The 12,145-nt window shown below is 68.6% G+C and carries 10 protein-coding genes and 1 pseudogene; 8 read left to right on the forward strand and 3 right to left on the reverse strand.

The features are described from left to right. The 4 genes from FVA95_RS25405 to FVA95_RS25420 form a co-directional block, all read left to right on the forward strand. Positions 1 to 170: integrase core domain-containing protein (locus FVA95_RS25405; RefSeq protein ID WP_149664027.1), on the forward strand; the 170-nt coding region annotated here is incomplete at its 5' end. Positions 171 to 482: 312 nt separating this feature from the next. After that, complete coding sequence (locus tag FVA95_RS25410) at positions 483 to 1,856, forward strand: hypothetical protein (protein WP_149666391.1); 1,374 nt, start codon at positions 483 to 485, stop codon at positions 1,854 to 1,856. A 34-nt stretch (positions 1,857 to 1,890) separates the two neighbouring features. Beyond that, positions 1,891 to 3,261, forward strand: a complete 1,371-nt coding sequence (gene dnaB / locus FVA95_RS25415) for a replicative DNA helicase (RefSeq protein WP_149666392.1) — start codon at positions 1,891 to 1,893, stop codon at positions 3,259 to 3,261. A 331-nt stretch (positions 3,262 to 3,592) separates the two neighbouring features. Further along, positions 3,593 to 4,021: a hypothetical protein gene (locus tag FVA95_RS25420; protein WP_149666393.1), complete on the forward strand. Its 429-nt coding sequence runs from the start codon at positions 3,593 to 3,595 to the stop codon at positions 4,019 to 4,021. A gap of 110 nt (positions 4,022 to 4,131) precedes the next feature. Here FVA95_RS25420 and FVA95_RS25425 read toward each other — a convergent pair whose 3' ends face one another. From FVA95_RS25425 to FVA95_RS25435, 3 genes are read right to left on the reverse strand one after another with little or no spacing between them, the layout of a single operon-like run. Further along, positions 4,132 to 4,959: a helix-turn-helix transcriptional regulator gene (locus FVA95_RS25425; RefSeq protein ID WP_149666394.1), complete on the reverse strand. Its 828-nt coding sequence runs from the start codon at positions 4,957 to 4,959 to the stop codon at positions 4,132 to 4,134. A 20-nt stretch (positions 4,960 to 4,979) separates the two neighbouring features. Then, positions 4,980 to 5,441: a DUF6879 family protein gene (locus tag FVA95_RS34040; RefSeq protein ID WP_368667363.1), complete on the reverse strand. Its 462-nt coding sequence runs from the start codon at positions 5,439 to 5,441 to the stop codon at positions 4,980 to 4,982. Beyond that, complete coding sequence (locus tag FVA95_RS25435; RefSeq protein ID WP_149666396.1) at positions 5,353 to 5,712, reverse strand: hypothetical protein; 360 nt, start codon at positions 5,710 to 5,712, stop codon at positions 5,353 to 5,355. Before FVA95_RS25435 ends, FVA95_RS34040 begins: the two co-directional genes overlap by 89 nt. 719 nt (positions 5,713 to 6,431) lie before the next feature. Here FVA95_RS25435 and FVA95_RS25440 point away from each other — a divergent pair. The 4 genes and pseudogenes from FVA95_RS25440 to FVA95_RS25455 form a co-directional block, all read left to right on the forward strand. Continuing rightward, on the forward strand, positions 6,432 to 7,418 hold the full coding sequence (locus FVA95_RS25440; protein ID WP_240051725.1) for a hypothetical protein: 987 nt from the start codon (positions 6,432 to 6,434) through the stop codon (positions 7,416 to 7,418). Further along, a complete protein-coding gene (locus tag FVA95_RS25445; RefSeq protein ID WP_149666398.1) occupies positions 7,415 to 9,520 on the forward strand; it encodes a type IV secretory system conjugative DNA transfer family protein in 2,106 nt (701 codons plus the stop codon). The genes FVA95_RS25440 and FVA95_RS25445 overlap by 4 nt, the downstream gene beginning before the upstream one ends. Before the next feature lie 80 nt (positions 9,521 to 9,600). Continuing rightward, positions 9,601 to 10,491 (forward strand): hypothetical protein, encoded by an 891-nt coding sequence (locus FVA95_RS25450; RefSeq protein ID WP_149666399.1) that lies wholly within the window; start codon positions 9,601 to 9,603, stop codon positions 10,489 to 10,491. Between the two features lie 562 nt (positions 10,492 to 11,053). Further along, positions 11,054 to 12,005, forward strand: a pseudogene (locus FVA95_RS25455) (IS3 family transposase); the annotation flags it as partial. Positions 12,006 to 12,145 lie beyond the last annotated feature (140 nt).

Genomic DNA, 12,145 nt, shown 5'->3' on the forward strand with positions numbered 1-12,145 from the left:
GGACCCTGGCCGACGGCTGGGCCTACGCCCGACTCTATGAGTCGACCCGCCAACGCAACGACGCCCTACCCGGCTGGATGCACTTCTACAATCACCACCGCGCTCACTCCGCCATCGGCGGCCAGCCACCAGTCACCAGGCTGACCAACCTCCCTGGACATCACACCTAGGTCCTGACGTGTTCTGACGTTCGCCGCGACGCCACCACTCCGCCACTGCGAAACGCCCCCAAGACGGACGAAAACCCCCCGCTGATTTTCCTGCCCAGGACTCTGCGGAGGGCTTCGTTAGGTAGTGGAACACCACTTCACCAACAACGCGTCACGTGGAGCACCACCCCCACGAACGCGACCGAAGGACTCCGTGAGGAGCCCCGAAGGCTTGACTGATGGTACCGCACCTGACTCCCAAACTCCGGAGTTCAGGGACGACCATCACGGTGACGTGGTGCTCCACATGATCGACTAGGAGCAGCACGACTCATGAAGAGCAGCGCAGAACTCGCGCAGCAGCCCGGCGCGGTCCGCACCCAGGCGGTCGCGGGGGACTCCCCCACCGACGCCTCGGTCCCGTTCTGGATCACCGCCTGCGTGCGGCTACAACCGCCGATGCGCCAGAATGGTGCGGGGATCACCGCATCGCTTGCCAACGCCGTCTTCCCCGCCGTGCAGGCGTTGATCGCTGACCGGCTCCGGACCGAGGGTGAGGCCGAAGCCCCGCTCAACCGTGACCGGATCGCCCGTCGATGCGGCTTGGGAGACGCGACAAAGACCGGCTGGCTGTTCGACTACCTGGAGTTGATCGGGTTTCTCCGCATCCAGCGCCACTACGCCGGCGTCGGCCGGGGACGCAGGGCCGACACGTTCACCGTCTTCACCCAGCCAGCGGCGAACTACGTCGGACCTCGCACGCACGCCGAGCTGGAGCGAGCTCTTGATGACCCGGACCGCGACTCGACCTGCGTCCTGTTCATCGGCAAAACCGCAGGTCAGGCTATAGACGCAGGATCTGGCGTCTATAGCAACGACCAAGACGCGCAATCAGGCGGGTTGGTCGACAAAACCGCAGGTCAGACTATAGACGCAGGATCTGGCGTCTATAGCAACGACCAAGACGCGCAATCAGGCGGGTTGGTCGACAAAACCGCAGGTCAGACTATAGACGCAGGATCTGGCGTCTATAGCAACGACCAAGACGCGCAATCAGGCGGGTTGGTCGACAAAACCGCAGGTCAGACTATAGACGCAGGATCTGGCGTAGTCATTCAGATTGATCGATCTTCGATCTCTGGAAGAGAGATCGAAGGATCGATCGAGCCCGTGCCGGGCGGGACGGCGAAGCCGCCCGCCACGGGCCTGGAGGCCAGCGCGGTTGCTGCGGTGCGCGAGAAGGTGCAGCAGCTGCCGTGGAAGAAGTGGGCGAAGGTCAAGCTGGGTGTGACGAACTACCAGCTCATGCGGCATGACGCTGACCAGGTCCAGAACGCGATGTGCGCGGCGATCGCTCGGGACGGCATCACGCTCGGGCAGGCCACGGAGGTGGCGCGGCACGCGCTGGCCGAGGCCAAGGGGCCGGTGTACGTCATGCGCGCGTTCGAGCCGAAGAGGCTCGGTGAGTGGCTGCGCCGCCTGGAGGCCGAGCCGTTGGCCGAGGACACGCTGCCCCTTCCCGGTGCGCCCGTGACGCAGGGCAAGGACGCGGGTTCCGAGCCGGAGGCCGCCACGGCGAAGCCAGTGCTTCCGGCCTGCTCGACCTGTCGCGCTGAGGAAGGCGAGACGTACCCGAGCGCCCGGACCGTCACCGGTGCCGACGGCCGGGAGCAACGCTGCCCGGACTGCCTTCCGCCTGCCGCCTGATCACCCCTCTGACCTGCACGAACTGGAGACCAGTATGACCAGCGCGATGATCGCCGACCCCGGTTTCGACTACGAGAACGCCGCGATGCCGCCGCACGACATGGCCGCCGAGCAGTCCGTGCTGGGCGGGATGATGCTCTCGACCGACGCGATCGGCGAGGTCACCGAGTCGATGAACGTCGGCGACTTCTACCGGCCCGCGCACGCGGCCGTCTACCAGGCGATTCTCGCCCTGTACGGCAAGGGCGACCCGACCGATCCGGTGGCGGTGGCGGCCGAGCTGGAGCGGCGCGGCGAGCTGAAGCGGACCGGCGGCGCCCCGTACCTGCACACCCTGATCGCCACCGTCCCGACCGCGGCGAACGCCGCGTACTACGCCGAGATCGTCGCCGAGAAGGCCACCCTCCGGCGCCTGATCGAGTCCGGCATCCGGATCCAGCAGTTCGGCTACGCCGGTGCCCAGGGTGCGGAGATCGCTGACATCCTCGATCGCGCCCAGTCCGCGCTGGACACCGTGGTTGACGACCGCGCCGACAGCTCCGGCTACACCCTGTTCGCCGACGGGCACGCGGACTGGCTGTCCCGGCTAGACGACGTCCAGGCCGGGCGGGTCGAGCCGGGCCTGCCCACCGGGTTCCTCGACCTGGACGCGATCACCGATGGGTGGAAGCCCGGCCAGCTCATCGTGATCGCCGGTCGCCCCGGCCTGGGCAAGTCGACCCTGGCCGTGGATATGGCCCGCACCGCCTCGGTCAAGCACGGCAAGTCCAGCGTGATCTTCTCGCTGGAGATGTCCGAGGCCGAACTTCGGGACCGGATCATCTCCGCCGAGGCCAAGCTGCGCCTGCGCGACATGAAGACCCCGCACACCCTCCAGCCCGCCGATTACGACCGGATCGCCGACGCCGTGGACCGCATCACCACCGGCGGCCCGCTGACCATCGACGACACGGCCACCTCGACCGTCGCGCAGATCCGCGCGAAGGCCCGCCGGATCAAGGCCAAGCACGGCCTGGACCTGATCGTCGTGGACTACCTCCAGCTGATGACCTCCGGCAGCCGAGCGGAGAACCGGCAGGTCGAGGTCAGCGAGTTCTCCCGCCAGCTGAAGATCCTCGCCAAGGAACTCGAGGTCCCGGTGATCGCGCTGTCCCAGCTCAACCGTGGCCCCGAACAGCGCCAGGACAAGCGCCCCATGCTGTCCGATTTGCGTGAATCTGGCGCGCTGGAGCAGGACAGCGACGTCGTGATCCTGGTCCACCGCCCCGAGGTCTACGAGGACGACTCGCCCCGCGCCGGTGAGGCCGACCTGATCCTGGCCAAGCACCGCGGCGGCCCGACGGCCACGGTCACCGTCGCCCAGCAGTTGCACTACAGCCGCTTCGCCGACCTGGCCCAGCTATGATCCAGACGGACCAGAAGGCCCCGGAACGCGACCTGGCGTCGCCCACAGTGGCCGAACGCCCCCGAAACCATCCCCAACCACCCGCCGACCCGGCCCGGGGCCTCTCAGGGGCGATCAGCAGTCTCCGAAGATCAGGAACCGGCGGGCCGAACCGACCGCGAGAAAGGGCGTTTTTTCAGGTGAAGAAGGGTTTCGTGCTCCGGTTCAGCCCGGAGGCGCTCCGGCGGCTCGCGGTCGGCACCAAACGAGCCACCGTCCTGCGCCCGGCCCAGGCCGCCATGATCTCAACCGGGCAGACGATCGCTGCGACCACCGCCGGTGCCCCGTCCGGGTGGGCGTCCGGGGCCGGGTCGTCGGCACCATCCCGGACAAGCCGGTCCGACCGCGGCGGTCCCCCGACTCCGTGCACGGCCGGCTGTGGCACCGGGTCATCGACACGCTGCCGATCCACCCCGTCGACCAGGTCCACGACGGCGACCGCGACGAGCTGCGCACCCGGATCGCCGCCGCGATCCGCGCCCAGCAACCCGACCGCGACATCGTCCGCGTGATCGCGCCGGTCACCGACGCGCTGCTGCACTCCGGCCGGTGCGGCCCTGCTCATCTCGGCGAGCCGCGCCGCCGGCGCCTCAGCCGCCAGCTCGAACCCGCGCTCGACTGGCTCACCGAGCACGGCAAGCTCGCCGGCGACGGCCCGGACCGCACCTGGAGCCGCGACCTGCTGGCCGGTCTGCGGATCAACCAGGAAGATCACCAATAACCCCACTTGGCTCAGTTTGAGCACGGTCCGATTGAGTCGTAAACGGCATTCCATTGGATCGCTTGTTCGCGGTGGCGAAATTCTCCTCGCGTTCGGCGCCGACTTCTTCATCATTGTATCGCACGGTATCGATCCGCCGTATCGGTCAAGATCGACGCAGCTTGATCCCCGTAGACAGCAAGGCTGTTAAGCTCATCAAACAGGCGCCGATACTCATCCAGGTCGCCACGGCCAGTCAGATGCGCCACTCGCGTCATTGTTCCGACGATAACGAGGCGGTCGTCGAACTCCGTCCACGAGTTCAATGGTAGTTCGGGCATCGTGCGCCCCCAGGGGATAATCCCGAGCTGCATGTTCTGCCGCGCTGCCGCCTCAACGAGGTGGTCCATCTGCGCGGCCATTCCATCGGGAGGCAGCAGAGCCGACCCGAGTGACCCCTCCGGGAGAACGAAATGGAACTGTCGATCGGTTTCGAGCGCGGACTGGTTCGCCAAGCGAGTCTCGGCGGCTTCCTCGGCCTCCGGGTCCGCCGGCCGGCCCGCCCTGAACAGAGCATTTGCGTAGTCAGGGGTTTGTAGGAGCCCGGGCAGGCCACTAGGCGAGAAGGTGCGTTGGACGGCCGAGACGTCCTGGATTCGACCTATACGTTTCTGAGCCGGTACAGGACTCCGGCGGAGCACGACCCTCTTATTTTCTTCGCGGAGATCGGCTGCGATTCCCTTAAGGACGGATTCCTCACCCCGGCCTGCTCGATACGCACGGCAGAGTGCCTGGACTTGCTCCACTTTTGGGACCTGGCGCCCGGTCTCAAATTTGGCAACAAGAGACTGACTGATTCCGGCTTCACGCGCGGCATCAGCCTGCCGGAGTCCTCGCGACGCGCGCAGCTCGCGAAGCCGGTGAGACAAAGCGTCACCGCCACGAAGTCGCTCAGCCATAGGCCCCCCTGACAGTCCAGCTACGCAACAAGCTGCTGACGCCGGTACTCCGGGTGGCTCTCGTACCAGCTCGTGAATGGCGTAGCCATGGCCCAAGCCATTTCCGCTGCAGCGATATAACCCGTAGCAGCTGTGTCGTCGGCGGCGACCTCTCCTCGATGCACGTTGTCCTGGTCGTAGCGGACCAGCGCAACGTGCTGGCTCTCCACAACCCAGAAGTCACCGGTCAGCAGCAGGAGAGCGGCCCCCGCGCTCTCCTTGAGGTCCAAGATTCGAACGTCCTGGCCTGCCTGCACGGATTGAACGTAGACCCACTCGTTTGCGTACCGTTGGTAGTCCGTGGGTTCGCCTCGGAGGACAACCAGGTTGCGCCACACGCGGCCGCGGGCGCGGTCATCCCGGAGCTCCTGGAAGAACGACTCCCGGTGAGGACTGATTGGCTCCGGGGGCTCCACCGAGGTAGCCAGCGAAATCGGCGTCATCGCTTGGGGCCGAGTAAGCGGTCAGCGTCTGAACACGCAACATGTCGCCCGGCGTCCGGCGGCGGGCGTCCAGCCAAGCTTCGAAGTCGTCGATCTCCAGGGGATCGAGCTCCGGGAGCATGGTCGCCGGGACCCGTACGCGCCGCTCATGCTCCGGCAGGCGAGGATCGGGGATGTTGGTCCCGACGATCTCGTAGCCCTCCTCGACCTTCGCGATCTCCGGACACTGCTTGCCGACCGGACAGGCCGCGTTGCGCAGGACTGTTCGCACGAGTGGGCTCCTCTCGATCGCGTCGTCGCGTCGAGTCTCCGCGAGTCCCAACGAGAAGTCAATCTGACGTGGAATACGGACACTTCGTCTGCTAGATTCCATGTCACACGGAATACATACCTCCGCGGCCTCGCGGGGGTGCCTCGGCCGGTGTGGCAACACCGGCCGAGGCGTGGATCAGACAGCCCCAGCTTTCACAGCCTCGAGGAGTCGACCCATGTCAAGGATGGCAAACAACGACCAGGGACCACGTCTCAACCCGAGCTCCAAACGCCATCGCTACGCGCGGGCCCCGTTCGTTGTCGTCGAAGGAACCGCCCATGGACGGTCTGGATACCCCGCCGGTGCCGGGCGACCGATTGGTGTTGTAGACACCGCGCGCATGACAGCGGCTGCGGACGGGCTGGAGCACGAGATTTCGGGGGATGAGCTCAACGCCGGTCGTGTTCTGGGGCGGTATCGCTCACTCTGCGGCGCGATCATCGCCCCGGCAGCGCTGACCGTGCCAGCTGGCGTGCCATGCCGTGTGTGTGCAGTGGAGTCCGCGACTCCGCCGGAGTCGGCAGAGCAGGACTCGCACCGGTCCCGACGCGAGGCTGCGAGCTGGCGGCGCGCCGTTCGTGCCCGCGCGTCGCGGCTCGCGAGTTCGCCCGTCCGTTCCTCGGGTGGTTTCGATGTGGCCGCGTAAGTCCGCGCGGGCGCTGCGGGAGCGTGCGACTGTGCTGGCTGCCGAGGCCGGGCATTCGGCGCAGGTGCGGGCGTTGTCGACGCATCCGGATGTGGTGGCGTTGCAGGTGGAGCGTGTCCGGGGCCAGGTGAACCGGTTGATGTGGACCGGGATCGTGCTCGGGATGGCGTTCTGCATGACCAACGTGCAGGAGTTCGGGGCCGAGGGGAAGGACCTATGGTCTGCGGGCTGGTGGGCGGCGTGGCTGCTCGATCCGATGGTGTCGTTGGTGTTGGTCGCGGTGGTGTTGGCGGAGCAGACGACGTCGCGGTGGCAGCTGTCGACGCCGGTGTGGGCTCGCCGGGCCCGTTGGGCGACTCTGGGTGCGACGTATGCGATGAACACGTGGAAGGTGTGGGGCGCGCTGGAGCCGGGGCAGATCTTGCTGCACTCGGTGCCGCCGTTGGTCGTGTTCGTCGCGACCGAGGCTGCGCCGGAGCTCCGTGATCGTCTCACCGCGGCGGTGAAGGCCGCTGCAGCGGCCTCGGGAGAGGGCCCCGTGACGGTGGCTGAGGCCGCTGCAGCGGCGGGTATCGCCCCGGCCAACCCGGCCGTGGCCGGCGCAGTTGAGCCGCAGGTTGCGGCGGCGCTCGGGGCTGCTGATGCCGACCCGCGGGCGCTTTCGGTGGTCGGCGCGGGAGGTGGGGCTCGTTGGGAGCGTGGGGATCTCCTCAACGCGGACCCGGCAACCCGGGTCGAGCAGGTGAAGGATCTGATCCGGGGTGGGTTGGTCCCGTCGGTGGAACTCACCGGCTCCCAGGTCGGCGCGATCTTCGGCCAGTCGCCGCGCACTGGGCGCCGTGATATCGAGGAAGCCGAGCGTCAGCTCGGCATGGCGGGAACCGAGAATTCCGACGGTCAGCGGCCGCCTGCAGGTGTGGCTGCTGCTGCCCCGGGGCAGGGTGGCTCGTCCGATGGGGCCGGTGCTCTGGTTCTTGTCGGTACCGATCGCGATGTGCTGCTGGAGGTGGGCGCATGAACTTCACCGAGTTGCACAGCGTCGACCCGGGCCGTGAGGTCCCCGCGGCCGTCGAGGTCGAGCAGCACCGGCCGGCCCCGGCCGGCGACGGACGCCTCGACTCCCGCGCAGAGATTGCGGAGCGGGGAGCCGCTGTGCTGGTCTCGATGCGGCGGGCTCTGAGCCGGGTGTGGTGGTGGGTTCTGCTGCCGCTGGTCCGGTCGGTGGTGTCGTCCGCGGTGTGGGCCGGTCTCGGCGAGCGGTCGGCGAGAGTCCTGTCCCGGGGGCTGGCCCAGGTGGGCGCTGCCTGCTGCCTGCTGCTGGGCCTGGTGTTGCTGTGTGGTCCGGCGGTCGTGGCGACCGTGGTCGGCGGGGTCATCGCGGGCGCGGCAGCGCTGCTGCTGTGGCGCCAGGCCCTGCCGGTTGTGGTGTCGGTGACGGGGCTGGCGCTGGGGGTGGGCTTGCTGGTTCTTCCCGAGGTGATGGTCGTGGCCACGGGCGCTGTCCTGGCGGTGGTCGGTGGTGCGGTGCTGGCGATCCCGCCTGGCCGTGCGGCGTATGCCCATACCGAGCGGGCCCGGGTGCGGTCCGGCTTCGGCGTGCAGGGGTGGGCTGGGTGGTGGGATCTGCATCGGCACCTGTCGGCGCATGCGGTGCGCCTCGCCGCTGCGGCGACCCGGCCCAGCGTCACTGTGGAGGTCAGTCAGCCAGGGGCCGGGGGAGTGCTGGCGGCCGGGGTGGTGGAGCGGCTGCCGGTGCGGCGGTGCGGGACGTGGCTGGGTCGTTCGGTGGTCGGTCCGGTGATCGGTACTGACTGCTATGCGCCGCATCGGGATGTGATCGGGTTGGTGGCTCCGCCGCAGACCGGTAAGACGGCGTTGATGGGTCACCACATCCTTGATCACGACGGTCCGCTGGTGGCGACCTCGACCAAGCCCGATCTGTACAACTTCTGCGCCGGGCGCCGGGCTGAGCAGGGGCCGGTGTGGTTGTTCAATCCCGAGCAGCTCGGCGGTCTGGGGTCGTCGGTGTGGTGGTCGCCGGTGTCGGGCTGTGCGGACGCGCAGATCGCGGCGGTCCGGGCCGGGCTGATGGTGGGCGGTGTGTCGTCGAGCGAGGACGGTGGTGATCGTTGGGACCAGTGGTCGGTCAGCGTGCTCACCGCGTTGCTGATGGCCGCGGATCTGTCCGGGCGGGACATGACCACTGTGGCGCGGTGGGTGTTCTCCCCGACCAGTGATGCGCGCAGCGGGGGAGCCGGACAGGCCCTGGAAGTGTTGGGGCGCAACCCTGACGGGCGGGTCCCGGAGGGGACGCTGGACGCTCTGCGTCAGGTCCTGTCCACCGATGCCCGCAAGACACGCGATTCGATCTTCATGACCTTGTCCGAGGCGGTGAAGTTTATGACCGATCCGCAGGTCGCCGCCCTGGTCACCGGTAGTGGCGGCGGCCAGGAACTCGACGCCGAGCAGTTCGTCAGTTCTCGTGGTTCGTTGTTCGTGGTCGGTTCGGACCGCGAGCATGCTTCGATCGCGCCGTTGCTGGCGGCGTTGACTGGGCATCTGTTTGAGACGGCCAAGCGGGTCGCGTCGTCGCGGCCGAAGGGGCGCTTGGATCCGCCGCTGGGTCTGTTCCTCGATGAGGCCGCGTTGATCACTCCGGTGCCGTTGGATCGCTGGGTCGCCGACGCCGGTGGCCGGGGGATCCATATCGAGTGGGCGGTGCAGTCGCCGTCCCAGCTCGCCCAGCGTTGGGGGGCACGGGGCGGGGAGACGATCTGGAACGCCACGAACGCCAAGGTGATCTTCGGTGGGTTGTCGCTGCGTGAGGACTTGGAGAAGGCCTCGGTGCTGTGCGGGGACCGGCACGAGCCGGTCCCTACCGGCGGGGGTGAGGAGCGCTACGAGAAGGTGCGGGTGTGCCCGGTCGACCGGGCACGCACGATCCCGCAGTGGCACGCGCTGCTGATCCATCGCGCGACGCCGGCGACGGTGGTGCGGATCAGCCCGGTGTGGGAACGGTCTGACCTGCGCCCGCCACCTGCGATCATCGCGCAGGGCCCCATTGCGGCTCGTGTGGCCGTTACTCCCGCCGTACAGGGACCGGATCGGGCGGCGGCCTAGTTTCTGGCTGGTCCGGCGCAGCCCGCGCGCCGGACCAGCCACCGCCGCCGTGTCGCTCAGACGAGAGGAGAACGGTCACTGTGACCAGCGATGGCCCCGCACCGCCACCGGATGGGGAACGGCCCGCGCCGGGCAGGGCCCGACCGTGGGCTCTGGAGGTCGGCGAGCAGCTGCGCCAGGTGCAGCGACAGCTCGACACCACGACCCGGAAGAGCGAACAGACCGCCGGCCATGTCGCCGAGATCGCCGACATCCTCGCCCGGATGAGCCCGCGGCTCGACGACGTCGAACACGGCGTCGCCGCGCTCGGTGGCGCGGTCGAGGCCGCCGCGGCGGGCGCCGGTGACGCCGCCGATGAGGCGCTGTCGCTGACCCCGGCGCTGCGGTGGTCCCAGCTCGATCACGCCGACAAACACGCCGCATGGGACACCCTGGCCGGGTTCGTCGCCGAGGTGCTCACCAACGACTACCAGCTCACACGACTTGAGCTGCCGGACTGCTGGCCGGTGCACCCGCGCGCGGTGCGCGAGCTCGCGTGGCTGCGCACCCTCTACATCGCCTCCAGCGGCGCCGGGGCCCGACCGGACTTGGTGGCCGAGTGGCACGTGCGGTGGCTCCCCGCCGCGATCACCAACCTCGCGGTGGCCATCGACCGACGCGAGTGCGCCCCGGGCAAGCACCGCCTGACCGAAGAGGAACGACGCCAGTACGACGACGCCGCACAGCAGGCCGCGTCCGCCGGGCAGGCCCCGCCGGCGCTGACCGACGAGGGAGGTGCGGCTCGCCCGCGCTACCTGCCGGCGCAGTTCCCCCCGTTGCGTGGCCACGACCCGAGCTACGGCGCGGCGCCGGACCGACCGCGGCTACTCGATTCGGAGACCCCACCCCCGCCGAGCCGCCCGGAGTACTGGTGGGAGTACTTCCTCGACGCACGCCTGGCCGACATCGGCGAGGACACCGCGAGTACCTGACGCATCCGGCCGGGCCTGATCCCGGGCAGTCCCGAAGTGGTGGGAGGGTGTCGTCATGGGACAGACGGGTCGCCGGTCGAACAAGCTGCAGCGACTCCTCGACGACTTCGCCCAGACCTGCCGCTCCCACGGCATCGGGGTATCGCCGCCGGTGATCGAGCACGGTCTGCGGGACCGGATCGACACAGTGGCCCGGCACATGGGCGTCACCACGGCCACGGCCCTGTGCAGCTACTTCGACGACTCATGGGGCCAGGAGATGGCCCCCGGGGCGGATGCGGTGGCGTCGCTGCTGTCCAGCATGACGGGCCATCAGTCGGTTCGTTTCGACCCGCACATGGCGGCCTTGGCGTCGTCAATGCCTGCGCCCGGCTCGGCGGCCTGCGTGGGTGTCGGCTCCTCGGTCACGCAGCCGAGGGTAGGCGCTCCGTTTCGTTGTGCCAATCGTTTTGTGTTTCGTTCCGTTGTTACGGAACAGTACGAAACGCCTCACTGCTTGGCGGGATCTGACTCGCCCTTGGGCTCGGTGGAGGCTCTTGAACTTGGAAACGAGGATGGAGCCATGCCGAGAGAGCCGTCGCCGGGGAAGCCGACCACGCGTCGGTACTCCGAGGAGGAGAAGGCCGCCGCGGTGCGGATGGTCCGGACCCTGCGCGCGGAGTTGGGCCACGATCACGGGACCGTGAAGCGGGTGGCCGAGCAGCTCGGCTACGGGGTCGAGTCGGTGCGCTTGTGGGTCAACCAGGCCGACATCGACGACGGCCACGCTCCCGGTGTCAGCACCGACGAGGCCGCCCGGGTGCGTGAGCTGGAGCAGGAGGTCCGCGAGCTGCGCCGGGCCAACGAGATTCTCAAGCGGGCCGCGAGTTTCTTCGGGGCGGAGCTCGACCGCCAGCATCGCAGGTAGTCGTGTTCATCGACGCCCACCGCCACGACGTGGTCGAGGGCAAGCCACTCGGGGTCGAGCCCATCTGCCGGGTCCTGCAGGTTGGCCCCGAGCACCTACTACGCCGCCAAGACACGTCCGCCCTCGGCCCGGGCGTGCCGGGACGCGGAGCTCACGCCCCAGCTGGTCACGTTGTGGGAGAACAACTACCGCGTCTACGGAGCCCGCAAGCTCTGGAGGGCAGCCCATCGCGCCGGCCTGGGTGTGGGGCGGGACCAGGTCGCCCGGCTCATGCGTGTGGCCGGGATCGAGGGCGTGCGGCGGAGGAAGAAGACTCGCATCACCCGGCCCGATCCGGCCGCCGCCCGGCACCCCGACCTGGTGCAACGTCACTTCCAGGTAGAGGCCCCGAACCAGCTGTGGGTCACCGACCTGACCTACGTCCCGACCTGGGGCCGGAGTCGCCTACGTCTGCTTCATCGTCGACGCGTTCTCCCGCACGATCGTCGGGTGGCGCGTCGCCTCGCACATGCGTACCAGCATGGTGCTCGACGCCATCGAGATGGCCCGCTGGTCACGCGGCACCCGCCTGGACGGGCTGCGGTGTCACTCCGACGCAGGAGCGCAAGGCGAATTCAACTGGTCGTCGCAACACCTCTGATCGTGGAGGTGTTCGGCAGTGGCGACGAAGGACTGGGGCGTGAAGACGAGCGGGGTTCCCGAAGAGGCCCGACGCCAGTGGCGCGCGGATCGGGCGTTGCGGCCCCC

The organism is Pseudonocardia sp. EV170527-09 (assembly GCF_008369905.1).
Lineage (GTDB): Bacteria > Actinomycetota > Actinomycetes > Mycobacteriales > Pseudonocardiaceae > Pseudonocardia.

Bases quoted from the DNA above. Each gene is read 5' to 3' on its own strand.
- FVA95_RS25410 (WP_149666391.1), top strand. From the start codon at position 483: ATGAAGAGCAGCGCAGAACTCGCGCAGCAGCCCGGCGCGGTCCGCACC.
- dnaB (WP_149666392.1), top strand. From the start codon at position 1,891: ATGACCAGCGCGATGATCGCCGACCCCGGTTTCGACTACGAGAACGCC.
- FVA95_RS25425 (WP_149666394.1), bottom strand. From the start codon at position 4,959: ATGGCTGAGCGACTTCGTGGCGGTGACGCTTTGTCTCACCGGCTTCGC.
- FVA95_RS34040 (WP_368667363.1), bottom strand. From the start codon at position 5,441: ATGACGCCGATTTCGCTGGCTACCTCGGTGGAGCCCCCGGAGCCAATC.
- FVA95_RS25445 (WP_149666398.1), top strand. From the start codon at position 7,415: ATGAACTTCACCGAGTTGCACAGCGTCGACCCGGGCCGTGAGGTCCCC.